Origin of the sequence: Nonomuraea sp. NEAU-A123 (assembly GCF_018603905.1) — a bacterium.
Classification (GTDB): domain Bacteria; phylum Actinomycetota; class Actinomycetes; order Streptosporangiales; family Streptosporangiaceae; genus Nonomuraea.
The window spans coordinates 324,896-351,102 of record NZ_JAHFZZ010000007.1 but is presented as its reverse complement, the minus strand read 5'-3'; the positions used below and the strand labels follow the sequence as shown (position 1 = coordinate 351,102).

At 70.9% G+C, this 26,207-nt stretch carries 28 protein-coding genes, 1 pseudogene and 1 riboswitch; of the genes and pseudogenes, 17 read left to right on the top strand and 12 right to left on the bottom strand.

The genetic code is table 11. The features are described 5' to 3' along the window. Window positions 1–672 precede the first annotated feature (672 nt). Window positions 673–1,512, bottom strand: a complete 840-nt coding sequence (locus KLK06_RS23780) for a deoxyribonuclease IV (protein WP_214637765.1) — start codon at window positions 1,510–1,512, stop codon at window positions 673–675. A gap of 158 nt (window positions 1,513–1,670) precedes the next feature. Here KLK06_RS23780 and uraD point away from each other — a divergent pair, with 158 nt between their 5' ends. Genes uraD through KLK06_RS23750 form a run of 6 tightly spaced genes read left to right on the top strand, consistent with a single transcriptional unit; the run spans window position 1,671 to window position 6,083 of the window. After that, entirely contained in the window at window positions 1,671–2,156 is a 486-nt protein-coding gene (uraD, locus tag KLK06_RS23775) for a 2-oxo-4-hydroxy-4-carboxy-5-ureidoimidazoline decarboxylase (RefSeq protein WP_214637764.1), read from the top strand. Next, entirely contained in the window at window positions 2,153–2,455 is a 303-nt protein-coding gene (uraH, locus tag KLK06_RS23770; RefSeq protein ID WP_214638059.1) for a hydroxyisourate hydrolase, read from the top strand. The genes uraD and uraH overlap by 4 nt, the downstream gene beginning before the upstream one ends. Before the next feature lie 2 nt (window positions 2,456–2,457). After that, window positions 2,458–3,330, top strand: coding sequence for a factor-independent urate hydroxylase (gene pucL / locus KLK06_RS23765; protein ID WP_214637763.1), 873 nt, complete (start codon window positions 2,458–2,460; stop codon window positions 3,328–3,330). Between the two features lie 4 nt (window positions 3,331–3,334). After that, window positions 3,335–4,195 (top strand): xanthine dehydrogenase family protein subunit M, encoded by an 861-nt coding sequence (locus KLK06_RS23760; protein ID WP_214637762.1) that lies wholly within the window; start codon window positions 3,335–3,337, stop codon window positions 4,193–4,195. Then, window positions 4,195–4,668 (top strand): (2Fe-2S)-binding protein, encoded by a 474-nt coding sequence (locus KLK06_RS23755; RefSeq protein ID WP_214637761.1) that lies wholly within the window; start codon window positions 4,195–4,197, stop codon window positions 4,666–4,668. The genes KLK06_RS23760 and KLK06_RS23755 overlap by 1 nt, the downstream gene beginning before the upstream one ends. Then, on the top strand, window positions 4,665–6,083 hold the full coding sequence (locus tag KLK06_RS23750) for an 8-oxoguanine deaminase (protein WP_374197144.1): 1,419 nt from the start codon (window positions 4,665–4,667) through the stop codon (window positions 6,081–6,083). Before KLK06_RS23755 ends, KLK06_RS23750 begins: the two co-directional genes overlap by 4 nt. Before the next feature lie 34 nt (window positions 6,084–6,117). On the opposite strand, the gene KLK06_RS23745 is transcribed toward KLK06_RS23750, so the two are convergent. Next, window positions 6,118–7,269 carry a winged helix DNA-binding domain-containing protein gene (locus tag KLK06_RS23745; protein WP_308168412.1) on the bottom strand — a complete coding sequence of 384 codons (1,152 nt, stop codon included), beginning with the start codon at window positions 7,267–7,269 and terminating at the stop codon, window positions 6,118–6,120. A gap of 149 nt (window positions 7,270–7,418) precedes the next feature. Here KLK06_RS23745 and KLK06_RS23740 point away from each other — a divergent pair, with 149 nt between their 5' ends. Genes KLK06_RS23740 through alc form a run of 3 tightly spaced genes read left to right on the top strand, consistent with a single transcriptional unit; the run spans window position 7,419 to window position 10,847 of the window. Next, window positions 7,419–8,558: a glycerate kinase gene (locus tag KLK06_RS23740; RefSeq protein ID WP_308168411.1), complete on the top strand. Its 1,140-nt coding sequence runs from the start codon at window positions 7,419–7,421 to the stop codon at window positions 8,556–8,558. A gap of 33 nt (window positions 8,559–8,591) precedes the next feature. Continuing rightward, complete coding sequence (gene allB / locus KLK06_RS23735; RefSeq protein WP_214637760.1) at window positions 8,592–9,902, top strand: allantoinase AllB; 1,311 nt, start codon at window positions 8,592–8,594, stop codon at window positions 9,900–9,902. Then, a complete protein-coding gene (alc, locus tag KLK06_RS23730; protein ID WP_214637759.1) occupies window positions 9,903–10,847 on the top strand; it encodes an allantoicase in 945 nt (314 codons plus the stop codon). Between the two features lie 13 nt (window positions 10,848–10,860). On the opposite strand, the gene pknB is transcribed toward alc, so the two are convergent. The 5 genes and pseudogenes from pknB to KLK06_RS61565 form a co-directional block, all read right to left on the bottom strand. Then, on the bottom strand, window positions 10,861–12,783 hold the full coding sequence (gene pknB, locus KLK06_RS23725) for a Stk1 family PASTA domain-containing Ser/Thr kinase (protein ID WP_214637758.1): 1,923 nt from the start codon (window positions 12,781–12,783) through the stop codon (window positions 10,861–10,863). A 165-nt stretch (window positions 12,784–12,948) separates the two neighbouring features. After that, the gene (locus tag KLK06_RS23720) at window positions 12,949–13,704 is read right to left on the bottom strand and encodes a thiazole synthase (RefSeq protein ID WP_214637757.1); all 756 of its coding nucleotides are present in this window, start codon (window positions 13,702–13,704) and stop codon (window positions 12,949–12,951) included. After that, entirely contained in the window at window positions 13,697–13,897 is a 201-nt protein-coding gene (gene thiS / locus KLK06_RS23715; protein WP_214637756.1) for a sulfur carrier protein ThiS, read from the bottom strand. Before thiS ends, KLK06_RS23720 begins: the two co-directional genes overlap by 8 nt. Further along, window positions 13,894–14,952, bottom strand: a complete 1,059-nt coding sequence (locus tag KLK06_RS60070; RefSeq protein WP_308168432.1) for an FAD-dependent oxidoreductase — start codon at window positions 14,950–14,952, stop codon at window positions 13,894–13,896. The genes thiS and KLK06_RS60070 overlap by 4 nt, the downstream gene beginning before the upstream one ends. Window positions 14,953–15,219: 267 nt before the next feature. Further along, window positions 15,220–15,468 (bottom strand): annotated as a pseudogene (locus KLK06_RS61565) (FAD-dependent oxidoreductase); the annotation flags it as partial. Then, window positions 15,437–15,554, bottom strand: a riboswitch (TPP riboswitch). (Overlaps the previous pseudogene by 32 nt.) A 58-nt stretch (window positions 15,555–15,612) precedes the next feature. Here KLK06_RS61565 and KLK06_RS23695 point away from each other — a divergent pair. From KLK06_RS23695 to thiE, 3 genes are read left to right on the top strand one after another with little or no spacing between them, the layout of a single operon-like run. Continuing rightward, window positions 15,613–16,776 (top strand): FAD-dependent oxidoreductase, encoded by a 1,164-nt coding sequence (locus KLK06_RS23695; RefSeq protein WP_308168410.1) that lies wholly within the window; start codon window positions 15,613–15,615, stop codon window positions 16,774–16,776. Between the two features lie 30 nt (window positions 16,777–16,806). Further along, window positions 16,807–17,181, top strand: coding sequence for an Rv2175c family DNA-binding protein (locus KLK06_RS23690; RefSeq protein ID WP_214637754.1), 375 nt, complete (start codon window positions 16,807–16,809; stop codon window positions 17,179–17,181). Then, window positions 17,159–17,794 carry a thiamine phosphate synthase gene (gene thiE / locus KLK06_RS23685; RefSeq protein WP_214637753.1) on the top strand — a complete coding sequence of 212 codons (636 nt, stop codon included), beginning with the start codon at window positions 17,159–17,161 and terminating at the stop codon, window positions 17,792–17,794. Before KLK06_RS23690 ends, thiE begins: the two co-directional genes overlap by 23 nt. Window positions 17,795–18,093: 299 nt before the next feature. Here thiE and KLK06_RS23680 read toward each other — a convergent pair whose 3' ends face one another. Next, window positions 18,094–18,867: a TetR/AcrR family transcriptional regulator gene (locus KLK06_RS23680; RefSeq protein ID WP_308168409.1), complete on the bottom strand. Its 774-nt coding sequence runs from the start codon at window positions 18,865–18,867 to the stop codon at window positions 18,094–18,096. Window positions 18,868–18,957: 90 nt separating this feature from the next. Here KLK06_RS23680 and KLK06_RS23675 point away from each other — a divergent pair, with 90 nt between their 5' ends. From KLK06_RS23675 to KLK06_RS23665, 3 genes are read left to right on the top strand one after another with little or no spacing between them, the layout of a single operon-like run. Next, window positions 18,958–19,437, top strand: a complete 480-nt coding sequence (locus tag KLK06_RS23675; protein ID WP_214637752.1) for a sulfotransferase family protein — start codon at window positions 18,958–18,960, stop codon at window positions 19,435–19,437. Next, window positions 19,434–19,811, top strand: coding sequence for a hypothetical protein (locus tag KLK06_RS23670; protein ID WP_214637751.1), 378 nt, complete (start codon window positions 19,434–19,436; stop codon window positions 19,809–19,811). Before KLK06_RS23675 ends, KLK06_RS23670 begins: the two co-directional genes overlap by 4 nt. Further along, entirely contained in the window at window positions 19,808–21,046 is a 1,239-nt protein-coding gene (locus tag KLK06_RS23665; protein ID WP_214637750.1) for an FAD-dependent oxidoreductase, read from the top strand. The genes KLK06_RS23670 and KLK06_RS23665 overlap by 4 nt, the downstream gene beginning before the upstream one ends. 35 nt (window positions 21,047–21,081) lie before the next feature. Here KLK06_RS23665 and KLK06_RS23660 read toward each other — a convergent pair whose 3' ends face one another. Next, window positions 21,082–22,149 (bottom strand): polyprenyl synthetase family protein, encoded by a 1,068-nt coding sequence (locus tag KLK06_RS23660; RefSeq protein ID WP_214637749.1) that lies wholly within the window; start codon window positions 22,147–22,149, stop codon window positions 21,082–21,084. A gap of 73 nt (window positions 22,150–22,222) precedes the next feature. Here KLK06_RS23660 and metF point away from each other — a divergent pair, with 73 nt between their 5' ends. Further along, entirely contained in the window at window positions 22,223–23,146 is a 924-nt protein-coding gene (gene metF, locus KLK06_RS23655; protein ID WP_214637748.1) for a methylenetetrahydrofolate reductase [NAD(P)H], read from the top strand. A gap of 178 nt (window positions 23,147–23,324) precedes the next feature. Here metF and KLK06_RS23650 read toward each other — a convergent pair whose 3' ends face one another. The 3 genes from KLK06_RS23650 to KLK06_RS23640 form a co-directional block, all read right to left on the bottom strand. Continuing rightward, complete coding sequence (locus KLK06_RS23650; protein ID WP_214637747.1) at window positions 23,325–23,768, bottom strand: hypothetical protein; 444 nt, start codon at window positions 23,766–23,768, stop codon at window positions 23,325–23,327. Between the two features lie 222 nt (window positions 23,769–23,990). Beyond that, on the bottom strand, window positions 23,991–24,710 hold the full coding sequence (locus KLK06_RS23645; RefSeq protein ID WP_308168408.1) for a GNAT family N-acetyltransferase: 720 nt from the start codon (window positions 24,708–24,710) through the stop codon (window positions 23,991–23,993). Window positions 24,711–24,720: 10 nt separating this feature from the next. Continuing rightward, window positions 24,721–25,197, bottom strand: coding sequence for a YbaK/EbsC family protein (locus KLK06_RS23640; protein WP_214637746.1), 477 nt, complete (start codon window positions 25,195–25,197; stop codon window positions 24,721–24,723). Window positions 25,198–25,331: 134 nt separating this feature from the next. On the opposite strand from KLK06_RS23640, the gene KLK06_RS23635 reads away from it, so the two are divergent. After that, window positions 25,332–26,123, top strand: a complete 792-nt coding sequence (locus KLK06_RS23635) for a L,D-transpeptidase family protein (RefSeq protein WP_250905886.1) — start codon at window positions 25,332–25,334, stop codon at window positions 26,121–26,123. Window positions 26,124–26,207 lie beyond the last annotated feature (84 nt).

Below are 26,207 nucleotides of genomic sequence, written 5' to 3'. Positions count from 1 at the left end.
CGTCTTCATGGGCGGGGGTGGGCGTGAACGCGGGGAGTGTGAACGGCCCCCCGCGCCGTTCGCGGCGCAGGGGTGTTTCTTCGTGCTGGGCGCGAGTTCCCTGGTCAACCGGGTTGAATGTCTCGGTGGTGGTCCGGACTGCCCTCGTGCCCGAGTGCGCGGGGCTCCGGAATCGACCGCTCGTCGTGTCGGATCGGCCGTTCATCGTAGCTCTACGCTCCGTATGGCGATGACTACATACCGTTCGACGAGCTGTCCGTAAACTGGGGTTCGCCCGCAAGATCGCGACCGTAGTGTTTGCGCATCAGAAGCCACCCGGCGCATCGGGGGGACGAGCCGCAAGGCTCACTGCTTTGGTCTGATGCGTCGGATCCATCGGTGACCGCACTGGTCACCACGGCTGTCGGGCCCTCTACCGGGGGGCAGGGCCCGCCTGCCGAGCACGTGTGGGACGCCCGCTGTGGCCGCGGAGGGACCGCGATCCGGCCTGACGGGGGCGGCCGGATCGCGAGAGCGGGCGTCCCTACACGTGCACGAAGAAATACCACCCAGACGGCCAACAGCGCGCACGTCACGGCGCCCAGCCCCGTAAACCGCAGGAGCGTGCCCCTGGACGGGGCCCGGCCACGTATGGCGGGTGGGGCTCACCGGGCCGGCCGTAAAACAAAATGACTAACTGTCGCGGAGCTTCATGAGGGTTGCGATGTCCTCGCGGTGTTTGTCAGCTTTGCCCGGGGTCTCGATGCAGATCGGGACGCCCGCCACGGCCGGGTGGCGCATGAGGTCGGCGAACGGCTGGGCGCCGATCTGCCCGGCGCCGATGTTCTCGTGGCGGTCCTTCTTCGAGCCGCACGCGTCCTTGGAGTCGTTGGCGTGGATCAGCTTCAGCCGCCCCGGCGCGATCGCGTGCAGCGCGTCGAACGTCTCCATGACCCCGCCCTCCGCGACCAGGTCGTGCCCGGCCGAGAACGCGTGGCACGTGTCGAGGCAGATGCCGGCCCGCGGGTGCCAGTCGAGCGTCGCCAGGTAGGGCTCCAGGTCCTGCACCGTGGCGCAGAGCATCGCCCCCTGGCCCGCCATCGGCTCCAGCAGCAGGTCGGGGCCGTCGTCGGGGATCTCGTCGAGCAGTGGCAGCAGATGCTCGCGCAACTGGCGCAGCGCGTCGTCGCGCGGCTGTGTCACCGCCGAGCCCGTGTGCACCACGACCCCCTTGGCGCCGATCTCGGCGCCGCGTCGCAGCGTGTAGCGGACGAGCTCCACCGAACCGGCCAGCGTCTCGGGGTTGGGCGAGCCGAAGTTGGCCAGGTAAGGGACGTGAACGAAGGTGTCGACACCCGACTCGGCCAGCGCGGCGTCCTGGTCGGGCTTGCCCGCCGTGAGCGCCCAGGCGCGGGGATTGGTGACGAACACCTGGATCATCTCGGCGCCGATCTCGGCCATGTACGCCAGACCGCCCGTCGCCAGGCCGCCGGCGACGGAGACGTGTCCGCCGATGAGAGAGGTTGGGGTCATGATGCCTACCAGTTTAGGTGGGTCGCGCGGCGTGCCAGGCCGGGCCGGGAGTATGCCAAGAAGTTGGAGCATGACACGAAAAGTCATAGCCAATCGCTGGGCCGCTTCAGAGTTCTTGCGGATGGACCGGGCACCACGCGGGTGTGTGTACTGCTGATATGCCCAAGACGCTCACCGGCCTGGCCGAGTTCAACGCCCGGGACGACATCGCGGCGGAGCTGCTCGCCTGCTGCGCCTCCCGTGCCTTCGCCAGGTCCGTCACGGCCCAGCGCCCCTACCGCGACCCGGCTCAGCTCACCGCCGCCGCCGACGCGGCCGTGCGCGGCCTGGCCTGGCCCGACGTCCTCGAAGCGCTCAGCGCGCACCCCAGGATCGGGGAGCGCGCCGCCAGTGCCTGGTCCAGGCAGGAGCAGTCGGGGGTGGAGGACGACACGCGCGCCGAACTGGCCGAGGGCAACCGGGCGTACGAGGACCGTTTCGGCCACGTCTACCTGATCTGCGCCACCGGCCTGACGGGCGCCGAGATGCTCGCCCGGCTGCGCGAACGCCTCTGTCACGACGAGGAGACCGAACGCGAGACCGTCCGCGACGAACTGGCCAAGATCACCAAGCTGCGGCTGGTCAAGCTGCTGGAGGGGTCCTGATGAGCTTCTCGACCCACGTCCTGAACGCCGTCACCGGCCGCCCCGCCGAAGGAGTCGCCGTACGTCTGGAGCACGCGGGCGAGGTCGTGGCCGACGGCCGCACCGACGCCGACGGCCGGATCAAGGGCTGGACCCCCGGCCCCGGCGTCAACCGCGTGGTCTTCGACACCGGCGCCTACCTGGCCGACACCTTCTACCCCGAGGTCGTCATCACCTTCACCGTGACGGACCCGGCCGCGCACTATCACGTGCCGCTGCTGCTCAGCCCGTTCGCATACTCCACCTACCGAGGGAGCTAAACGTGCCCGACGTCATCCTGGGCCCCAACCGCTACGGCAAGGCGGAGACCAGGCTCGTCCGCGTCGTCCGGGAGGGCGAGGTTCACCACCTCAAGGACGTCAACGTCAGCTCCTCGCTCTCCGGCGACATGGAGGCCGTCCACCTGACCGGCGACAACGCCACCGTCCTGCCGACCGACTCGCAGAAGAACACCGTCTACGCCTTCGCCAAGAAGCACGGCGTCGACCAGATCGAGGACTTCGCGCTGCTGCTGGCCCGCCACTTCGTCGAGTCGCAGCCGCCGATCCACCACGCCAGGGTGGAGATCGAGGAGTACGCCTGGGAGCGGATCTCCGGCGACCGGCCGCACTCCTTCGCCCGCAAAGGCGGCGAGGTGCGCACCTGCGTCGTCCACCACGACCGGGACGGCCGCACCACCGTGGTCTCCGGCCTGAAGGACCTGGTCGTGCTCAACTCGACGGCCTCGGAGTTCCACGGCTACATCCAGGACGAGTACACCACGCTCCCGCCGACCACCGACCGCGTCCTCGCCACCGCCGTCGCCGCCCGCTGGCGCCACACCGCCGAAGGGTCCGCGTACGGCAAGTCCTACGAGGAGGTACGGCGCTGCCTGCTGGAGGCGTTCGCCGACACCCACAGCCTGTCGCTGCAGCAGACGCTGTACGCGATGGGAAAACGGGTACTTGACACCCGTGGCGAGGTCTGCGAGATCAGGTTCGCGATGCCGAACAAGCACCACTTCCTGGTGGACCTGTCGCCGTTCGGCCTGGACAACGACAACGAGGTCTACTTCGCGGCCGACCGCCCCTATGGCCTGATCGAGGGCGGCGTACTCCGCGAGGACGCCCCCGACGCCGCATTCGCCTGGGAGTAGAGCGATGGAATTCTTGCGCCCCACGACATGGGACGAGGCGCTGGCCGCCAAGGCGGACCAGCCCGAGGCGGTGCCCATCCAGGGCGGCACCGACGTGATGGTGGAGATCAACTTCGACGTGCGCCGGCCGGTGGCGTTGCTGGACCTGACCCGGGTGGCCGAGCTCCAGGCCTGGTCCCTGGAGGACGGCCGCTACCGGGTGGGGGCCGCCGTGCCGTACACCACGATCATCGAGGAACTCGGCGGCCCGCTGCCGGGCCTGGCGCAGGCGTCGCGGACGGTCGGCTCGCCGCAGATCCGCAACCGCGGCTCGGTCGGCGGGAACCTCGGCGCGGCCTCGCCCGCCGGTGACAGCCACCCGCCGCTGCTCGCCGCCGGAGCGGTGATCGAGGTGGAGTCGCGTGACCGCGGTGTCAGGATGATCCCCGCGCACGAGTTCTACCTGGGCGTCAAGCGGTCCGCGCTGGAGCCGGACGAGCTGATCAGGGCCGTCCACCTCGAACCCGCCGCGGGACCCCAGTACTTCTCCAAGGTCGGCACCCGCAACGCCATGGTCATAGCGGTGTGCTCGTTCGCGGTGGCGCTGCATCCCGGCGAGGGCCGGGTCGGCACCGGCCTCGGTTCGGCCGCGCCCACGCCGCGCAGGGCGCTCGCGGCCGAGGAGTTCCTGCGCCGCGAACTCGACTGGGGCGCCAGGCTCGACCCCGCCGTGCTGGAGCGGTTCGGCGAGCTGTGCGCCCAGGCCGCCTCGCCGATCGACGACGTGCGCGGCACCGCCGCCTACCGCAGGCACGCCATCGGCGTGATGGCCCGCCGCACGTTGACCTGGGCCTGGAACGACTACCGAGGAAAGAGGGCCGCCTGATGCGCGTCACCTTCACCGTCAACGGCCGCGAGGAGTGCGCCGACGACGTGTGGGAGGGCGAGAGCCTCCTGTACGTGCTGCGCGAGCGGGTCGGCCTGCCCGGCTCCAAGAACGCCTGTGAACAGGGCGAATGCGGATCGTGCACGGTCTATCTCGACGGCACTCCGGTCTGCGCCTGCCTGGTCGCCGCCGGTCAGGCCGAGGGCCGCCAGGTACGCACCGTCGAGGGCCTGGCCGACGGCGACCGGCTCGACCCGGTGCAGGAGGCGTTCGTCGAGAGCGGCGCCGTGCAGTGCGGCTTCTGCACGCCCGGCCTGATCGTGCAGACGCACGACCTGCTCGAGCGCGTCGACCGGCCGTCCGACGCGGAGATCCGCGAGGCCCTCGCGGGCAACCTGTGCCGCTGCACCGGCTACGAGAAGATCTTGGACGCGGTACGGCTGGCGGCCGACCGAAAGGCGGCGACCAGGTGACACCTCCAACGCAGCCCGGCCCTGAGCAGTCGGTGCAGATCGACAACGTCTACATCGCGCCCGTCGCAGGGCCCGAGATCCGAGCCGGATATATCCGGATCGAGGGTGATCGGATCACCGGCGTCGGCCCGATGGCCGAGGCGCCCGCCACTCCGGCGGCCACCCGGATCGACGGCACCGGCTGCCTGGCCACGCCCGGCCTGGTGAACACCCACCACCACCTCTACCAGTGGGCCTCGCAGGGCCTGGCCCAGGACGCGACGCTGTTCGAGTGGCTGACGGCTCTCTACCCGGTGTGGGCCGCCATGGACGCCGAGGTCGTCAGGGGCGCCGCGAGCGCGGGACTCGGCCACCTGGCCCTGTCCGGCTGCACCACCTCCAGCGACCACCACTACGTCTTCCCGAAGGGTCGCGGCGACCTGTTCGCCGCCGAGATCGAGGCGGCGCGCGAGCTGGGCATCCGCTTCCACCCGGCACGCGGCTCCATGGACCGGGGCGAGTCGCAGGGCGGTCTGCCCCCGGACGTCGTCGTCGAGCAGCTCGACGAGATCCTGGCCGCCACCGCCGAGGCCGTCGACACCTACCACGACCCGTCGTTCTCCTCGAAGCTGCGGATCGCGGTGGCGCCCTGCTCGCCGTTCTCGGTCAGCGGCGAGCTGATGACCGAGGCCGCCGCCCTCGCCCGGGACCGGGGAGTACGCCTGCACACCCACCTGGCCGAGACGCTGGACGAGGAGGAGCACTGCCGCGAGCAGTTCGGCATGCGGCCCGTCGAGTACATGGAGAAGCTCGGCTGGCTCGGCCCCGACGTGTGGTTCGCGCACGCCGTGCACCTCAGCGACTCCGACATCGGCAAGTTCGCCGCCACCGGCACCGGCTCCGCGCACTGCCCCTCGTCGAACGGGCGGCTCGGCGCCGGAATCGCCCGGGTGTCGGAGATGCTGCGCCGCGGCGCGAACGTCGGCCTCGGCGTCGACGGCAGCGCCTCCTCGGAGCTGACCACACTGTCCGGCGAAATGCGCCAGGCCCTGCTGTTCCAGCGCGCCGTGCACGGCCCCGGCGCGCTGACGGCCAGGCAGGCGCTCGAACTGGCCACACTCGGCGGAGCACGCAACCTCGGCCGCCAGGACGAACTGGGCACGCTCGAAGCCGGCAAACTCGCGGACATCGCGCTGTGGCGGCTGGACGAACCGTTCGCCGCGGCGGTGACCGACCCGGTCTGCCGCCTGGTCTTCGCCACCCGGCAACCGCCGCTGGCCCGCCTGCTGATCGGCGGCGAGACGGTCGTCGAGGACGACGAGCTCCGGACCGTCGCCCACGACGCCGCCGGCCGCGCGGGCGCGGAGGCCCACCGCCGCCTGACCCGGCTGGCCGAGGAACGCGGCATCACCGCCGCAAAGGAGGTCCACGCGTAACGACGACCAGGTCCTGCGCCTGAAGCGGCCGGGATCAAGCCGAGAGTTCGCGTTCCAGCGGGGTGCGGAAGCGGGGAGTGACCTTGACACCGGCCAGCCATGAGGCCAGGCCCATCACCTCGGTCTCGATCGAGGACCTGGCGTCCGCGCCCACGTCCGACAGCAGGCGCCAGACGATCTCGCCGTCGCCACGCTGTGCCCAGCCGCCCACCACCTCGCCGTCCCACCACACGGTCGGCCCCACGTTGCCGCTGCGGTCGAACAGCTCGGACCGGTGCGCCTGCGGCAGATACCAATCACGTCCCTGCCAGCCCATCGGGGTCGGGTCCAGCGCCGGCAGCAGGGCGGCCCATGGAGGCGGCGCCGGGACGGGATCGAGGTCGTCGGGCAGGACGTACCCGACGCCCTCGTCCAGCTCCACCGTCACCGCACCGATCGAGCCCAGCGCCCGGCGCACGTCTCCGAGCGTCCAACCGGTCCACCACTTCACGTCGCCCTCCGTACCGGGCCCGAACGCCGCCAGCCACCGCCGTACCAGCTCCGCCTGCGCCTCCTGCACCGTGAGCTCGGCCATCTCCGGCGCCACACCCCACCGGACCTGCCCGCTGATCCACGTGCCCGACGGGCGGCCACGACGTACCAGCCGGCCTTCCATCGCCATCAGCCCGAGCAGCCGGGTGGAGACGCCCTGCGTAGCCTCGTACGGTTTGCCCACCGCCACCCTCACCTGCTGGCGCAGCCGTGGTTCCAGTGCCCCCAGTTCGGCCGCCGTGGCCTCGCCCGACTCCGCCAGCAGGCGCAGCACCGACGCCTCGACCTCGCCGACCCACGCCTCGTCCCAGCCGCCGCCCTCGGCCAGGAACCTCAGCAGCTTCTTGCGCTCCTGCTTGGCGACCGCCAGCGCCGAGGAGTGGTGGACGACCGGCACCAGCTCCACCGGCACCGCGAACACCGTGCGCCGCATCCCGGTCATCCGCACCAGCGTCCGGTCCTCGTACAGGGCACGCTCGACCGGCTCCGGGCCCGGCGACTCCAGCCGCGCGCCCGCGGACAGGAACACCGTCGCCGGGTCCGTACCGTGCAGCGCCACCACGGACGCCGCCGCCTCCGCCACGCTCGCGGTCCGCCGCGCGAGCCGATGCCGCACGCCCAGCCTGGCGCGCCGCTGCGCCACCGAGATCCGCACGCCGTCCCCTCTCAACACGTATAGGGCGGAGCCTAGACGACTGAGCCCGACGCCAGTTCGAGTCGCCGCCTGCCGGGATGTGATGATGAATCGTCGCGCCTCCCGGGAGGCGCGACCGTTCGCCGTTCGTCACCGTGTGGGAGTCCTTAGTGGTTGAGCATGTGCTCGTTGCCCCCGACAAGTTCAAGGGGTCGCTGACCGCCGCCGAGGTGGCGGCCCACGTGTCGGCGGGGCTCGGCGTCCCGGCGATCGAGCTGCCCGTCGCCGACGGGGGCGACGGCACCGTGGACGCCGTCGTGGCCTGCGGCTTCACCCGGGTCTCCCGCCAGGTCACCGGGCCGACGGGCGAGCCGGTCCAGGCCTCGTACGCGCGGCGCGACGACACGGCCGTCGTCGAGCTGGCTGAGGCGTCCGGGCTGCGCCGCCTGCCCGGCGACCACGAGCCGCTCACCGCCACGAGCTACGGCACCGGCGAGCTCGTCGCCGACGCGATCCGCCAGGGCGCCAAGCGCGTCGTCCTGGGCCTGGGCGGCAGCGCCTGCACCGACGGGGGCGCGGGCCTGGCGCAGGCGCTCGGCGCGCGCTTCCTCGACGCTCAGGGCGACGAGCTGGAGTACGGCGGAGCGGCCCTGAGCAGGCTCGACCGCATCGACATCACCGGCTTCACGGATATGTCGGGCGTCGAGGTGGTGGTGGCCAGCGACGTCGACAACCCGCTCCTCGGCCCGCACGGCGCCGCGGCGGTTTACGGTCCCCAGAAGGGCGCGACCCTGGAGGACGTGCCGGTCCTGGAGCGCGCGCTCGCCCGCCTGGCCGCCGTCGCCACGCGTACGCACGGTCTCGCGGGCGCCGTCGAGCACGACGACGTGCCCCGCCCGATGGGCGTCGCCGGGGCGCCCGGCGCGGGAGCCGCGGGCGGCGTGGGGTTCGCCGCGCTGGCGTTCCTGCACGCCGAGGTGCGGCCGGGCATCGACTACCTGCTCGACCTGCTCGGGTTCGGGGAGCAGATCAAGGGTGCTCGTCTGGTGGTCACCGGTGAGGGTTCGCTGGACGAGCAGTCGCTGCGTGGCAAGGCCCCGATCGGCGTCGCCCAGGCGGCCGCCCGGGCAGGGGTGCCGGTGGTCGCCGTCTGCGGCCGCCGTACCCTGTCCGACGCCGAGCTCCAGGCGGCCGGCATCGAGGCCGCCTACGCGCTCACCGATCTGGAGCCCGACCCGGTCCGCTGCATGGCCGACGCCGGCGCGCTCCTCGAACGCCTGGCCGCCAAGCTCGCCGCCGACCGCCTGTGACCGGCCAGGACCTTTGACCAGGAAGGGGCGCACATGACCGGCTACGACCTCGTGGTCCGCTCGCGCAGGACCGTCACCTCCGACGGCGAGCGGGCCGCTTCGGTGGCCGTTCGCGACGGCCGGATCGTCGCGATCGGCGACTACGGCGACGCGCTCGGGGCGGCCGAGGACATCGACCTGCGCGACCTCGCGCTGCTGCCCGGCCTGGTCGACACCCACGTGCACGTCAACGAGCCGGGCCGCACCCATTGGGAAGGGTTCGCGTCGGCGACCAGGGCGGCCGCGGCGGGCGGGGTCACCACGATCGTGGACATGCCGCTCAACTCGCTCCCGCCCACCGTCACGGTGGACGCGCTCGACGCCAAGCTGCGCGCCGCCGCCGGGCAGTGCCACGTGGACGTCGGCTTCTGGGGCGGGGCGATCCCCGGCAACGTCAAGGACCTGCGTCCGCTGCACGACCGCGGTGTCTACGGCTTCAAGTGCTTCCTGTCGCCGTCGGGTGTGGACGAGTTCCCGCCGTTGAGTCCTTCGGAGGTACGGTCGGCGCTCGCGGAGCTCGCCGGGTTCGACGGCCTCATGGTCGTACACGCCGAAGACCCGGCGCTGCTCGCCGAGCCGGTGGGCCCGACGTACCGGGAGTTCGTGGACTCCCGGCCGGGCGCGGCCGAGCGCAGCGCGGTCGAGCAGGTGATCCGGCTGGCCAGGGAGACCGGCGCCAGGGTGCACATCCTGCACGTCTCCAGCGCCGACTGCCTGGAGCCGCTGGCCGCCGCCCAGGCCGAAGGGGTACGCGTCACGGCCGAGACCTGTCCCCACTACCTGACGCTGGCCGCCGAACAGGTGCCCGAAGGCGACACCGCCTACAAGTGCTGCCCGCCGATCCGCTCCGCCGCCAACCGCGACCGGCTCTGGGAGGGGCTGGCGAGCGGCGTGCTGAGCTGCGTCGTCTCCGACCACTCGCCCTCTCCGGCCGACCTCAAGGTGCCCTCGTTCGCGGCGGCCTGGGGCGGCATCGCCTCGCTCCAGCTCGGCCTGCCGGCCGTGTGGACCGAGGCGTCGCGTCGCGGTCATGGGCTGGCGGACGTGGTGCGCTGGATGTCCACCCAACCAGCGGCAATGGCCCATATTTCTGGAAAAGGCGCGATAAAGGTGGGCAATGACGCTGATCTGGTGGCTTTCGATCCCACCGGCGTCAACGCGGTCGACGCGGCCCGGCTGCACCACAAGAACCCGGTGACGCCGTACCACGGCCACCTCCTCAAGGGCGCCGTCCTCACCACCTGGCTCCGCGGCCGGCCCGCCGACGGCGTACCGCACGGAACCTTCCTGTTTGGAGAGCAGTAGATGCCCAGCTTCACCTCGCTGCCCGACCTCGCGCTCCGTACCCTCGGCGGGTCGGTCGTCGCCGCCAGCGACGAGTCGTTCGCCGAGAAGGAGAGCCTGATCCGGCCGGGACGGCCCGGCTTCCAGGCCGAGACGTTCGGCAACAAGGGCCAGGTCTACGACGGCTGGGAGACCCGCCGTCGCCGCGAGCCCGGCCACGACTGGGCGATCGTCCGGCTCGGCCTGCCGGGTGTCGTCCGCGGCGTGGTGATCGACACGGCCTGGTTCAAGGGCAACTACCCGCCCCACGCGTCGATCGAGGCGGTGGCCGTAGACGGTTACCCGTCGCCCGCCGAGCTCGCCGACGCCGCGTGGGTGGAGATCGTGCCCAGGAGCGACCTCAAAGGCGACGCCGAGCACGCTTTCGAGGTAACCGACGACTCCCGTTACACGCACGTCCGGCTGAACATGTACCCCGACGGCGGCATCGCGCGGCTGCGCGTGCACGGTGAGGTCCGGCCGGATCTGTCCCTGTATTACGGGCTCAGCCTCGACCTGGCCGCCCTGGCGAACGGGGGCCGGGTCGTCGCCTGCTCCAACGAGTTCTACTCGGCTCCCGACAACGTCCTGGCCCCCGGGCTGGCCCGCCACCAGGTGGAGGGCTGGGAGACCGCGCGGCGGCGCGAGGAGGGGAACGAGTGGCTGGTCATCCGGCTCGCCGCGCGGGGCCTCATCCGGCTCGCCGAGATCGACACCACGAATCTGCTGTTCAACGCGCCCGGATGGGTGTCACTGACCGGGTACGACGGTGACCGTGAGGTCGGGCTGCTGGCCAGGACGCGGTTGCAGCCCGACACCCCGCACCGGTTCCGTCTGGAGGGCGACGAGCCGGTCACGCGGGTGCGCGTCGACATCTACCCCGACGGAGGGCTGGCAAGGGTCCGGCTCCACGGCAACCTCGCCTGACCGGCAGGCGAGGTCACTGCCAGAGGACGACCACCGCGCCGGGCGGGCGCTCGCTGTTGCCCGCCGGGCGCTGGAACCGGACGACTCCATCGTTCGAGAGCTTGCGGACCTGCACCTTGAAGCCGAGCCCCCGTAACTCGTTCCGGGCGTCGTTGGTGTTCTTCCCCACCACCGACGGGACGAGCTGGAACTCCTGGTCGTCACGCGCCTCGTTGTCCCCCTTGAACCAGTCCCAGAAGTCGGTCTGGCACCGGGCCACCGTGATCATGGCCTGTGCGCCCTTGTCGACCTCGGACTTGGCCTTCGGCGCCTGCGCGATCACCGTGCACGGCTCGGCGTCGTCGTCGACCTCGTTGACCTGCACATTGAAGCCCTGGGTCTGGAGGTAGTTGGCCGCCTCGTCCTTGGGCATGCCACCGACGTCGGGCATCACCAGCCCCGCGCTGATGTAGATGTTGACCTTCGAGCCTTCCTTGACCTTCTCGCCCACCTCGGGGGAGGTGCGGATCACCTTGCCGCGCTCGACCTCCTGGTTGGCCAGCCGGCTGACGCGATTGACGTCGAGCCCGACCTTGGCGACCGCGGTGCGGGCCTCGGGCTCGGACATGCCCTCGACGTTGGGCACCAGCACCCGCTTCGGCCCCAGCGAGGGCACCAGCGTGAGGAAGTCGCCGCGCTTGAGCTCGACGTTCCATGCCGGGTCGGTGCGCAGCACGAGGCCCTCGCCGATCTTCTCGTCGTACTGGCCGGCGGCCGTCTTCACCTTGAAGCCACTGCCGGCGGCGAGCTTCTCGGCGACCGCCAGGTCCTTGCCGACCAGGTTGGGCACCGGTACGTATGTGGCCTGCGAGAAGTACCAGCCCGTCAGCGCCACCGCCACCACCATGACGACGGCGAGCGCGACCAGGAACCAGTTGGGCCGGAAACCGGCGCGCCGCGCGGGGACCTCCTCGCGCGGCTGGATCAACGTGTGGTTCGGCGCCGCCTGCGGCATCGAGTGCGGCGCGGTGCCGGTTCGGGAGCCCGGTGCCGAGTAGGGCATGGAGTGCGCCTGGGACGTCCTCGTGTGCGTCGGCGGCGTCGTCGTACGGGGCAGCATGCGGTGCGCGTCCACGGCCGCCACCAGCATCGCGGTCGCGTCGGCGGGACGGTCGTCGGGGGCGCGCGCCGTGGCGTGCCTCACCAGCGTGTCGATCAGCGGCGGCACCTCCGGCACCACCGACGACGGCGGCGGCACGGTGTCATGGACGTGGCGGTAGGCCACCGACATCGGCGTCTCGCCGTCGTAGGGCTGCTGGCCGGTCACCAGCTCGAACAGCATGATGCCCGCCGCGTAGACGTCGCTCCGCACGTCGGCACCGCCCGTCATGACCTGCTCGGGCGACATGTAGCCGATTGTGCCGATCATCACGCCGGTACGGGTCTGGTTGGTCGCCTCGATCGCCCGCGCCAGGCCGAAGTCCACCACCTTGACTCGGCCGTCGTCGGTGAGCAGCACGTTCTCGGGCTTGACGTCGCGGTGCACCATCCCGGCCTGATGGGCCGCGCCCAATGCCGCGAGCACCGGTATCATGATCTCCAGCGCCTCGCGGGCGGGGAGCCTGCCCCGGTCGCGCAGGGTGTCGCGGAGCGTCTTGCCGGGGACGTACTCCATCGACAGATAGACCACGTCGGTGTCGGTGCCTTGGTCGAAGACGTGCACCACGTTGGGGTGAGAGAGGCTGGCCACAGACTTGGCCTCGCCGATGAATCGCCGCACGAACGCCGGGTCCTCGGCGAGCGAGCGATGCATGACCTTCAGCGCGACCGTGCGGTCAAGCCGGACGTCGAGCGCCAGGTAGACGGTCGCCATACCACCCCGCGCGATCCGGGACTCGATGCGATAGCGCCCATCGAGCAGCCGGCCGACCAGGGGGTCCGCAGTCGTCGTGTCCACCCCGCTGAGTTTACGGGCGTTTTGCCACTGGCAAGGCCTGACCATCCGAAACCGATGCCGAGCCGTGCTCGTTTGAACGCGCCCATTTAGTACGCAACTGGACATAAGCCACCGACGTCCCGCTACCCCCACTCGGTCTGGGGGCCTGCGGTCTGTGGCCCCGGGCTACGGGCCTGTCGGGGAGGAGGCCTCCGCGTAGCGGCGGCGGGGGATGCGGCCCGCCTGGCGGGCGAGCCGGCCTGCCTGGACCGCCGCTCTCATGGCCGTCGCCATCAGGTCCGGCCGCTGTGCTCTGGTGACGGCCGTGGCCAGGAGTACGGCGTCGCAGCCCAGCTCCATGGCCAGGGCGGCGTCGCTGGCCGTACCGATGCCCGCGTCGAGGATCACCGGCACCGAGGCCGCCTCCACGATGAGCTCGATGTTGTGCGGGTTGCGGATGCCGAGGCCCGAGCCGATCGGCGCGCCGAGCGGCATCACCGCCGCACACCCGGCCAGCTCCAGGCGGCGCGCCAGCGCCGGATCGTCCCCGATGTACGGCAGCACCACGAACCCGTCGGCCACCAGCCGCTCCGCCGCGTCGAACGTCTCGATCGGATCCGGCAGCAGCGTCCGCTCGTCGGCGATGACCTCGAGCTTGACCCAGTTCGTGCCGAGCGCCTCCCTGGCCAGCCGGGCGGTCAGCACGGCCTCGCCGGCGGTGAAGCAGCCGGCGGTGTTGGGGAGGACCTTGATGCCGCGCTCGCGCAGTACGTCGAGCACCGAGCCGGGCGCACCGGGGTCGAGCCGCCGCATGGCGACGGTCGTCAGCTCGGTGCCGGACGCGACCAGCGCCTGGTCGAGCACCTCCAGCGATGGCGCGCCGCCGGTGCCCATGATGAGCCGGGAGGAGAACTTCTCCCCGGCGATCAGCAGATCATCCACCTTGCACCGCCGTCAGAACCTCCATGCGGTCGCTGTCGCCGAGCGCCGTCGTCTCCCAGGCACTCCGCGTCACCACCTCGTCGTTGACGGCCACGGCCACGCCGGTCGTGGCCGCCGTCAGAGTGAGTATGGCCTGCGCCACGGTGGTGCCGTCGGGCACCTCATGCGCGGCCCCGTTGATGGTCACATTCATGAAATATCCCGATACCTCAGCGGCGAGCACAGCTCTGCCATCTCGCCTTCCTCGCCCAGCAGAATGGCCGCCGTGAGAGGCGCCAGCAGCACCCCGCCCCGGTGATGCCCGGTGGCCAGCACCAGTCCCGGCGTACCGCTGGGCCCGATGAGCGGCACGTTGTCCGGCGTGCCCGGTCGCAACCCCGCCACCACGTCGGCCACCTCCAACTCGGTGACGCCCGGCACCAGCTCGCGGGCGTCCCGCAACAGCTCGTACAGCCCGCCCGCCGTCACCCTCGTGTCGAACCCCAGCTCCTCCTGCGTCGCCCCGACCACCAGCTCGCCATCACCCCTAGGCACCAGGTAGACGGACGCCCCGTGCACCGTCCCGCGCACGCACCTGCCAAGCAGCGGCTGGGGCGAACGCAGCCGCATGATCTGCCCCTTGACCGGCCGCACCGGCACATCGACCAGCCCAGCACTCCACGCCCCGGCCGCCAGGATGACCCGCTCACCCCGGATCTCGTCGGGTAGGTCCGCCTGGGTGATCTGGTCGCCCCGGGTTTCCTCGGGCACGTGCGTCTGGATGAGGCCGCCCGCCGCTACGGCGGGCTCACCGACCGGAGGTGCAGGTCGCACGGGGTCCTCGCCCGAGGGCCGGTGGGCGCGGGGCGTGCGTCGTGCCAGGTCCTGGTCCGGGGTGGGTGTCCGGTCCGGGGGTGCGAGGCGTACGCCTACGACCTGGTCGCCGTCGCGGAGCAGTTCGCTCACGCGAGCCCGTACGAGCGGGACGCCGAGGCGCTCGAGGGCAGCCAGGAGTGCGGTGGTGACGCGGCGGGGGTCCACCCACGCGTCACCCCGGGCCAGCAGGCCGCCACGGACGGAGGGCGCCAGCATGGGCTCCAGGCGGCGGCATTCGCGCCCAGTCAGCCGTTCGACCGGTAGCCCCAACTTCTCCATGAACGCGGCCAGCTCCCCGAGCGCCGCCAGATCGTCGGCCCCGAACGCCACAGCGAGCGTCCCATCGTCCCGGAAGTCCAGCCCGGCCCGCGCCGCGTCGCTGACCCCACTCACGGCCTCCTCAGATGCCCCTGGCCCGCTGCCCTCGGCCTCCGACCCGCCGGGCCCGCTGCCGTCAGCCTTCGACCCACCGGGCCCGTTGCCATCCGCGCCGGGTCTGTCGACGCGGGTGACGGTGGCGAGTTCCGTGTAGGCCCCGCGGCCGGTGTCGGCGGCGACTCCTGTACCGGCCCCAAGTCCCGTACCAGCCCGAAGTCCCGTACCGACTCCACGGCCAATGTCGGCGGCGAGTCCCGTATCAGCCCCAAGGCCGGCGTCAGCGGCGAGTTCGGAGGCGAAGGACGGCCAGCGGCGCAGTCCGGCGAGGCCCAGCCGGAGCAGTGGCTGCTCCGTGTACGTGACCTCGCTCACCGGTGCCAGCATGCCTGCCGCCGCGTGCGAGGCCCCCGAGGCCGGAGCGGGGTCGACCACCGTGACCGGCCGTCCGGAGCGGGCCAGGCGCCAGGCGATGGACAGCCCGACGATCCCGCCGCCTACGACGATGTCCACATCCGCTCCCTTCGCCGGCATGATCCGGATCAGGTGTCTTGCGGTCGAAGGCCCGGTGCAGCCTTCCTCTCAGCCCGGTAAACGGCCGGACTCCCGCGCGTCTTACGACCCCAGCCTACGGCCTCGGCGCGACGATCCGGCACGGCCCCCGTTATGGTCTTGGACGTGAATCATGTCGTGGTGGCAGGCGCCGGTCTGGCCGGCGTACGTAGTGTCGAGGCGCTCCGCGCGAGAGGGTTCGACGGCAGGATCACCCTCATTGGGCAGGAACGGCACCGGCCGTACGACCGCCCGCCCCTGTCGAAGGCGGTCCTGACCGGCAGCAGTGACTCCAGCTTCGTCGACGCCGATCTCGCGGTGCTGGAGGTGGACTTCTGGCCGGGTGTCTCGGCCAAGTCGCTGCGCCCTGGCGTCGTCGATACCTCCGAGGGCGAGCTCGGTTTTGACGGTCTGGTCATCGCCACCGGAGCCGAGCCGATCACGCTGCCCGGCGACGGCCAGCAGCACGTGCTACGCACCCTGGACGACGCGCTGGAGCTGCGCGCCCGGCTCGTCAAGGGCGCCCGCGTGGTGATCATCGGCGCCGGCTGGATCGGCGCCGAGGTGGCCACCGCCGCCCGCCGGGCCGGCTGCGAGGTGACCGTGATCGAGGCCGGCCCGACCCCGCTCGCCCAGGCGGTCGGGCCCGAGATCGGCGCCCGCACCCAGGGCTGGTACGAGGGCATCGACCTGCGGCTCGACACCCTGGTCGGCTCCGTGGACGAGGGCGGCATCACGCTGGCCGACGGCGCTTTCATCGAGGCGCACGTCGTCGTCACCGGCGTCGGGGTGCGCCCGACCGTCGGCTGGCTGGCCGGCTCCGGCATCGACCTGGACAACGGCGTCGTCGCCGACGAGCACATGCGCACCTCCCTGCCGAACGTCGTGGCGGTGGGCGACTGCGCCGCCTGGTGGTCGCGCCGCTTCCAGACCCGGCTCAGGGTCGAGCACTGGGACGCCGCGCTCAACTCACCCGAGGTGGCCGCCGCCACGCTGCTGGGCGGGGACTCGGTTTACGACCCGGTGCCCTATTTCTGGTCCGAGCAGTTCGGCCACATGGTCCAGTACGCGGGCCACCACCCGGCCGGAGACCGCCTCCTCTACCGAGGCGAGCTCGAAGGCAAATGGTCGGCCTGCTGGCTCAATTCGGACGACACCCTGGCCGCGGTACTCGCCGTGGATCGGCCACGAGATCTCGTACAGGGCCGCAGAATCATCGAAGGCGGCCACCGCGTCGACGCCGAATGCCTGGTAGATCCCGACGTCTCCCTACGGGATTGTGTTGTTTGAGCAAGCACGGCATGTGGTAGTTGTGGTTTCGTGACGCTTTCTGTTGCGCAGATCGACCGGGAGACCGACCAACTCGTTGCCGAGTGGCTCACTCTCCCCGAAGTGGCCGCGCGCCTCGACCTCTCGCTGGGGCGGGCCAAGCAACTCCTCAAGGACCGCAAGCTGCTGGGTGTACGCCGGGGTGGTGGCGGGCCACAAGTGCCCGCGGTGTTCCTTGATGGAAAGGACGTGATGAAGGGCCTGCCTGGCACCCTCTCGGTGCTGCGGGACTCCGGTTACGACGATGTCGAGTCGCTCCGGTGGCTCTTCACCCCCGACGACTCCCTGCCTGGCTCGCCCGTCGACGCCATCAGGGCCGGTCGCCATACCGAGGTCAAGCGGCGTGCCCAAGCCCTCGCTTTCTGACGCCCGCCTCTACCTCTGCACAGACGGCCGCCGCGAACGCGGTGATCTGGCGGACTTCCTCGACGCGGTGCTGGCCGCCGGCGTGGACATCGTCCAGCTGCGGGAGAAGGGACTCGAGGCACGCGAAGAGCTCGCGCTCCTCGAGGTCTTCCGCGACGCCTGCGATCGGCACGGCAGGCTGCTGGCGGTCAACGACCGGGCCGACATCGCGTACGCCGCCCGGCCCGACGTGCTCCACCTGGGGCAGGACGATCTTCCGGTGAAGGTCGCGCGAGAGATACTCGGCGACGACATCTTCATCGGACGGTCCACCCACTCCACCGCCGAGGCGTCCGCCGCGGCCGTGGAGGAGGGCGTCGACTACTTCTGCTGCGGCCCCGTGTGGCCCACGCCGACCAAGCCGGGCCGCCACGCGCCGGGGCCGTCGCTGCTCCGGCACGCGGCGTCGCTCGGTGGCGGGCGGCCGTGGTTCGGGATCGGCGGGATCGACCTGGCCAACCTCGACCAGGTCCGGTCGTACGGGGTTGAACGGGTCGTGGTGGTACGCGCCATCACGGACGCCGACGACCCGGGCGCCGCGGCAGCGGAGTTCGCCAAACGCCTGGCCAACTGACGGGCGTGCGGTGCTTTGACCGTGTGGTGCTCCCGCGCGTCCGTTGCCCGTCGGGCATGTAGGGCTGTTCCTTGAGCGCGGTCGCTTTCGGCGCGAGCTTCGCGATAGGTCGGCGCTTCAGGTCATCCTGCCGGCGGTAGCAACGCGTGATCCGCCTGTCGCCTGGACCGCCGACCGCTTCCACAGCGAGCCCGCCACCACCACCTGCTCCTGACACCCTCGCATGAAGACGCCGCCGTCCGGGCTGGCGGCGCGCACGACGATCCGAGTCGTCGGTGGCCGGTGGAGCGGCGCCAGGCTCAGGGGGCGGTGGCGCGTATGAACGCCTCGGCGAATGTCCGCGCGACCGCTTCAACCGGGGGCAGGACGTTCCCCAACCCGTCTTGTAGTACAGGACGCAGCAGCATGTGCCCTGCCATGGGGCCGATCATGAGCTGGATGAGGAGCGGAAGGGGGAGGGGTCGTAGCCGGCCGGCTTGGATCTGTGTGGTCAGCAGGGTGCCGAGGCTGGCGAACATTCTGGGCAGGTTGGCCTTGAGCATCCGGGCGGCGGTGCCGTCGGGGCGGGTGAGCAGGTCGCCGAAGATGGCCGGCAGCACCCGTGGCTCGCGGGCGAACGCCTCCGCCAGCGCGGCGTAGACGGCGTGGACCATGTCCTCGATGCGTTCGGGGGGATCGGCGGCCAGCGCCTCCAGGTCGGGCACGGGGACGTACCGGTCGAACATGGTGGCGAGCAGGCCGTCGCGGCTGCCGAAGACCGCGTGCAGGCTGGTCGGCGAGCAGTGCGCGGCGGCCGCGACGGCCTCCATGGTGACCGCGCCGAGCCCGTCGCGGGCGATCAGTGTGGCCGCGGCCTCGATGGCCCGTTCCCGGACCGGCGGGCGCCCGCCGGGATCGATCCCGGCCTGCCGGACCGCCTCGTCCAGCCGGGCCCGTGATCCGCGGAGTCTTCTGATCAGAGTGCTGCGGGAGATGCCCGCGGCGGTGGCGATGGCGCTCAGCGGCACGTCGGCCACGTCTTTGCCGTGCTGCTCGGCGGCCGCCAGCGCGGCCGCCACGAGGTCTTGGTCCACGACGTGTCATGGTACCGCTTCCGGTGTGAACCTTATCTGTGTATCGTCTCCATCAGAGACTCATCCTCTGATGAATTAGGAGGTGCACGGATGATCAACGTGATCGGCGCGGGACTGCCGCGTACCGGGACCACGTCGCTGAAGGCGGCGTTAGAGCGGCTCGGCTTCGGCCCCTGTCACCACATGACCGTTCGTGACCCGCACGCCTGGTACGCCAGCCTCCGCGACACCGTCTTCGCGCTGCTGCACAACCCCGGCGCGGTGCCGCCCGAGTTCCACCCCGTGGTCACCGGCATGCGGCCGCTGCTGGAGCACATCTGGCGCGACACGTTCGGCACGACATTGGACGACGCGATGCCCGAGGAGCGCCACGCCGTGGAGGTGTTCCAGCGCCACACGGCCGAGGTCACCGACGCACTGCCCGCCGACCGGGTCCTGATCTACCAGAGCGGGCAGGACTGGCAGCCGCTCTGCGACTTCCTGGGCGTGCCCGTGCCGGACCAGCCGTACCCGCGCCTCAACGACCGGCAGTCCGCCCAGACCCGCCTGCGAGGGGTGGCGGACCGGTGAATCTCCGCATCCTGCTGACCCTCCACGGCCTGGTCACCTTGGCAGCGGGCGTGGTGCTCATCGCCGCGCCCGGCCTGGTTCCCGGCGCCGTCGGCATACGCATCCCCGAGGACGCCTATCTGGTGTGCTACCTGCTGGGAGCCGCCGAGCTGGCCGTGGCGTTCCTGTCGTTCGCGGGCAGAACCTTCCGCCAACCGGACGGGGTGCGCCTGGTCGCCTGGACCGTGATCGTGTTCCACGGTTGCACCGCCGCCGTCGAGGCCTACGCCTTCACCGGCGGCGTCCACGCCGCGATCTGGGCGAACGTGGCGCTGCGGCTGGCGGTCATCGCTCTGTTCACCCACTACGGCCTGCGCCAGAAGAGGCTGACATGACCACCGACAACACCGGAGTCCTGGTATGCGGCGGAGGCCCGGCCGGCGTGATGCTGGGCCTGCTGCTGGCCCGCGCGGGGATCGAGGTCACCGTACTGGAGAAGCACGGCGACTTCCTGCGCGACTTCAGGGGAGACACCGTGCATCCCGCCACCGTCCGCCTCATGGACGAGCTCGGACTCGGCGAGGGCTTCCGCGCTCTGCCGCAGAGCCGCCTGGGCAACCTGTCGCTGCCCGCCCCCGACGGGAGCCTGGTGACCCTGGGCGACTTCGAAGCGCTGCCCGCGCCCTACAACTACATCGCGATGGTGCCCCAATGGGACCTGCTCTCCTTCCTCGCCAAGGCGGCGGGTCAGGAGCCCGGGTTCTCCCTTCGCATGAACACCGAAGCGACCGAGCTGGTCAGAGACGGCGAAAAGATCGTCGGGGTCAGATATCGCACGTCGGACGGCCATGAAGGGGAGATTCACGCCGAGCTGACGGTGGGGTGCGACGGCAGGCACTCCACGCTGCGCCGGGAGGCGGGGCTGGTGCCCAAGGAGTTCCGGGTGCCGTTCGACGTCTGGTGGTTCCGCCTGCCTCGATCGATTCGCGACACGGAAGCGCCCGCCGGCGTGACGCCGGTCGCGCAAGGTGCCGAGGCCATGATCTCCCTCGCCCGTGACGACTACTACCAGGTGGCCTACTTCACCGCCAAGGGCTCCGACGCGCGGCTGCGGGCCGAGGGGATCCAACGGTTCCGCGAGCGCATCGCCCGCCTGCGTCCCGACTTCGCCGGCCCGGTGGAGCACCTGGCCGACATGGACGAGGTGTTCGTCCTCGATGTGCGGCTCAACCGGCTCAAGCGCTGGTATCTCGACGGGCTGCTGCTCATCGGCGACGCCGCGCACGCCATGTCCCCCGCCGGCGGGGTGGGCATCAACCTCGCCATCCAGGATGCCGTGGCCACCGCCACCATCCTGGCCGGCCCTCTGCGGCGGCACGCCGTCACCCTTGCCGACCTGGCGGCCGTGCAACGGCGCAGGTATCGCCCCACCGTGATCGTCCAGACCGGCCAGCGGATACTCCAGCGCGTCATGTTCGAGAAGCAGTTCGCGGGCAAGCGTTCCGGGCCGCCCCCGTTCCTGCTCTTCCTCACCCGCGCTTTCCCCAAGCTCCGGATGATTCCCGCCCGGTTCGTGGGCTTCGGCCCCCGCCCGGAACACGCCCCCGACTTCGCCCGCAGGACCGCCTAGGAGGAAGCCGCGTGTCGAGGTGTGGTCGCCGGGGCTCAGGTGGTGCGTGAGGTGGCGGCCACCGCCAGGCTTGACAGGGCCGCGCGGGCCTCCGGCGTGATGGGCGCCTTGCCGAGGAACGTCAGTGCCTCGCCGAGGTAGTCGCCGATCATGTCCTCACACGCCCGCAGCGCCCCGGTGCCCTCGATGATGCCCCGCAGCACCCTCACCCCGTGCTCGTCGAGCCCCGGGTCGCCGAGCAGGGCGCGCACGGTCTCGGCGTCGCCGGGCGAGGCCGCGGCCAGCGTCCTGGCGACCAGCATCGTCCGCTTGCCCTCGCGCAGGTCGTCGCCCGCCGGTTTACCGGTCTGCGCCGGGTCGCCGAACACGCCCAGGATGTCGTCGCGCAACTGGAACGCGATGCCGACGCGCCGGCCGTACTCCATACAGAGCTCGTCCATCCACGGCGCCAGCCCGCCGGCGGCGAGCACCAGGCCGAGGCGGAGCGGTTGTTCGACGGAGTATTTGCCGCTCTTGTAGAGGGCGACGCGCAGGGCGGACTCGAAGGTGTTCTCGCCGTGCGCCTGCTCCAGCAGGTCGAGGTATTGGCCGCACATCAGCTCGGTACGCATGTGGTCGTGCACCGGCTGCGCCGCCGCGAGCGACTCGGGCGGCAGGCCGCTGCTGCGCCACATCTCGCCGGACCAGATCAGCAGCAGGTTGCCCAGCAGGATCGCCGCGCCCTCGCCGAACTGCTCCGCCGAGCCGTGCCAGCCCGACTTCTCATGGATCGCCTCGAAGCGGCGGTGCGCGGACGGCATGCCTCTGCGCAGGTCGCTCTTGTCCATCACGTCGTCGTGCACCAGGGCGCTGGCCTGGAGGAGCTCCAGCGACGCGGCGGCGGTGAAGATCTCGGGCACGTCGGTGCCGCCCGCGCCACGCCAGCCCCAGTAGCAGAAGGCCGGGCGCAGCCGCTTGCCGCCGGACAGCAGGTCGTCGGCGGCCGAGCGGAGCGGTTCGAGTTCGGTGTCGCCGGGGGCGGGCAGCTGCCGTTCGACGAACTTCCGCAGCGCGGCGTCCACCTCGGTACGCAGTGCGTCCAGGCTCGCGGCGTCAGTGGTCATAGCACTGAGACTAGTGGCCGGGCAGCCAAGGCGGATCTCCAGGGACGGGGCATGTGGCGGTAGCCTGGTTCACATGGCGCTTGGTCGATCCTCCATCCTGCCCGATCGTGTCCCCACCGTCCGCGAGCTTCTCGCCTCCGGTGCACGGTCGTTCTCCTTCGAGTTCTTCCCGCCGAAGACCGACGAGGGGGAGCGGCAGCTGTGGCGGGCGATCAGGGAGCTGGAGTCGCTGCGGCCGACGTTCGTGTCCGTGACGTACGGCGCGGGGGGCTCCAGCCGTGACCGCACGGTGGACATCGTCGAACGGCTGGCCCACGACACCACGCTCACTCCTGTGGCGCATTTCACCGCCGTCAACCACTCGATCCGCGAGCTGCGCCACCTGATCGGCCGCTTCGCGGACGCGGGCGTGCGCAACATCCTCGCCGTGCGGGGCGACCCTCCGGGCGACCCGACGGGGGAGTGGGTCCAGCATCCCGAAGGCGTCCTCTACGCCGAGGAGCTCGTGCGGCTGATCCGGCAGGTGGGCGACTTCTGCGTGGGCGTGGCGGCGTTCCCGTACAAACACCCGCGCTCGCCGTCGATCGAGTCCGACACCGACTTCTTCGTCCGCAAGTGCCGGGCCGGGGCCGACTACGCGATCACCCAGATGTTCTTCCAGGCGGACGACTACCTGCGGCTGCGCGACCGGGTGGCGGCGCAGGGCTGCGACACGCCGATCATCCCGTGCATCATGCCAGTCACCCAGATGAGCACGATCGCCAGGTCGGAGCAGTTGTCGGGGGCGCCGTTCCCGGCGGAGCTGGCGGCCCGCTTCGAGGAGGTGGCCGACGACCCGGCGGCCGTGCGGCGGCTGGGGATCGATCACGGGGTGGAGCTCTGCCAGCGGCTGCTCAATGAGGGCGCGCCGGGCATCCACTTCATCACCTTCAACCGGTCGAGCGCGACGCGAGAGGTGTTCGAGCGGCTGTCCGTGGTGGAGGCGCTGTCCGCGTGACGCCGGCTTTCCCATGAAAAGCAGTTTTCTGTACGGCTAAGCCCGGTGGGCCCCAACCGCCGACCGGGGCTGGGGCCTGTCCAGGGGAACGGTTACGAGGTTCCCCGGCCGGCCGCCGTGACGTGCGCCTTGTTGACCGTCTAAGTGGTCTGCGCGCTGCCCCGGTCGTTCCAGGGGATCAGTCGATCCGCTGGCAGATTTCCACCGGCAGCTGAGGAGACCACGTCTTGGTGGCCTCGTCGTACGCGCGAGCGTAGCCGTTCTTGAACCCGGAGCAGGGAGCGGCGATCGTCGTCTCCACATAGATGGCCCCGCCGGGGGTGATGGGGTGCGGCCGAGCGATCTCCCACTTGGCGAACGCCACCCGGCCGGTGGTGAACTTGACGGCCAGGTAGACACGGCGGTTGACGGTGAAATTGCCGCCGGCGACCTTGAGATGGCCGTTGAAGGTGTAAGTGAACAGGAAGGGCTGGGCCTGCCGGAGACCGTCGAAGGTCGCGCTGGTGATGCCCGCGGTGGATGTGGTCGACGCGTTCGCGGCGGCGCCGAGGGCTGGGACGCCCAGGGCGAGAAGGCCGGCGGTGGCGGTGACTCCGAGCAGGCTGCGGATGGTGCGGTTCATCGGGATCTCCTAGGTGATGGCGTGAACCGTGCGGGCCCGTTGAGGGGCTTGCATCACCATTGATAGGCGGGCCGCCTGTAATGCGCTTTCAGCCGGCTGACGTCCGCATGCAGACCGCTGGAGTTTGTCTAAATTCGGCCACGCAGGCATGACGGTTGCCGGGCCTGGCGATCGACCCGGCAACAGCCACGACTGTTCTTGGCCGGTCGGCCTGATCATGGATCAGGTCAGAGGGAGACGGCTGCCCAAGATCGCGTACTGCTCGTAACCGCCAGGAAACAGGAACGGGCTCAGCAGATCGGTGAAGCCCATGCTGGCGTACAGGTGGCGGGCCATGGTGGGACGGTCGTGCGTGGACAGGACCGCCGAACGCTCGGGGCGGCCCGCGCACAGCGTGGTGATCATGGCCCGGCCGATGCCCTTGCCCTGGTAGTCGGGGTGCATGTGGATCTCGGCCAGTTCGAACGCGTTGCCCAGCCAGGCTTCGGCGGCCTCCCTGCCCGCGCGGCTCTCCAGCGCGCGGAACACGACGTCGTGCCACCACTGGCCCGGGGCGCCCCGGAAGCCGTAGGCGAAGCCGACGATCTTCGGGCCGGTCGCGCCGCCGGGGTGTCGCGTTCCAGCGGCGCCCCGCGCTGCGTCCATCCCGCTGTTCGGTGGGGTGTCCGGCGTCGAGGCGGTGAACCACCGCCTGCGTTCGCTCAGCGTCGGAACCTCGCCCGGAACCTCGGCGAAGGCCGAAGGCGCGTCCGGAGTCTCCGGGCCCCCACGCAACTCAGCGAAGTAGCACTGGAAATAGGGATATGTGCCGTGATTTCGCATGATGGCCTTGCGGCCGGTGATCTGGTCCGTGGGCGGGCGCATGGCGGCGATATAGATGTCGATCACCGTGTCCAGGCGTTCGGTGAACTCCGCCTGACCCGCCCCGCGAAACTCGATCACGCGTCGCACACTACTCGACGTCGACGGCGGTACCACCGGTGATCCGCACCAGCTCATCGAATGTGGTGGGAAAGACAGTGAGCGGGTGCCCGCCCGCCGCCCATACGACCTCGTGCTTGTCCAGCCAGTTGTCCACCAGGGTCCGCACCGGGGCCGGATGCCCCACGGGCGCGACGCCGCCGATCGGCTGGCCCGTCGCCGCCCTGACGAACTCCGGCGTCGCCCGCCGTACTTTATGAACCCCCGCCGTGCGGGCGATCAACTCGACGTCGACGCGGTGCGCACCGCTGGTCAGCACGAGGAGCGGCGCGCCGTCCGCGTCGAAGATGAGGCTGTTGGCGATGGCGCCGACCTCGCAGCCGACCTGCGCGGCGGCGGTGGCCGCAGTGGGCGCTTTTTCCGGCAAGACGATGATCTCTCCCTTGGCGCCCAGCGCGCGGAGGGCGGTTTCCACCAGAACGGCGTTAGCCGGCAACTTCTCAGACATGGGCACACTCTAAACAGATTGACCATTGCATTACCTGGACATGGTGGTGGTGTAGGGTCCTTTGATTCGAATGTTCATGGTATGAGAGGTGGTACGGGGTGGGGGACCGACGGCTACCCGGCGTGGCTGCTCTCTTGACGGTTGGTGCAGTACTCCTGACGGGGTGCGGCACGTCCGCGACCCAGGTGCGGCTGGCCGCCGCGCCCGCCATCACTTCCATCACGACAACACCGACCGCGGCCTCGCCCAGTGCGACGCCTCCCGCGGGCGCCGCAGCGGGACCGAGCGCGGTCGCCGCGCCGAAGAAACAGCTCAAGCTGGGTGCCAAGGGCGAAGCGGTCATGTGGCTGCAGAACCGGCTCAGAGAGCTCGGTTACCGTCCGGGCAAGGCAGACGGCCGGTACGGCGGATCGACGCTGACGGCCGTATGGGCGTTCCAGAAGGTCAACGGCATCAGGCCGACCAGCACGATCGCCAAGCGCACATGGACCGCGCTGGAGAACCCCAGGACCCCCAAGGTCCTGGTCAAGAACGGCCGGCCGACCCGCGCCGAGGTCAACCTGACCAAGCAGATCATGGTCCTGTACGTCGGCGGCCAGGTGAAGCTGATCACCCACATCTCGTCCGGCAGCGGCGTCCCCTACTGCGAGACGGCGACGTGGCAGGGCAAGACCCAGCGCTTCTGCGGCTCGGCCAGCACGCCCACGGGCGACTTCAAGACGACGTGGCGCGCGAAGGGCTGGCACCGGTCGTACCTGGGCCAGCTGTACAACCCGATCTTCTTCAACGGCGGCATCGCGTTCCACGGTGCGCTGTCGGTGCCGCTGTACCCGGCGTCTCACGGGTGCGTACGGATGCCGATGAACGTGGCGGTCGAGCTGCCCGGACTGCTCGGCAAGGGCGTACCGGTGCACGTGCGACGCTAGCTTTCGCCGGCAACAGGCCCGCGAGCTTCGGGAAGTTCTCGTCCCGGAGTTCGCGGGCCTTTCGGCATCCTGGGCGCTGCAGAT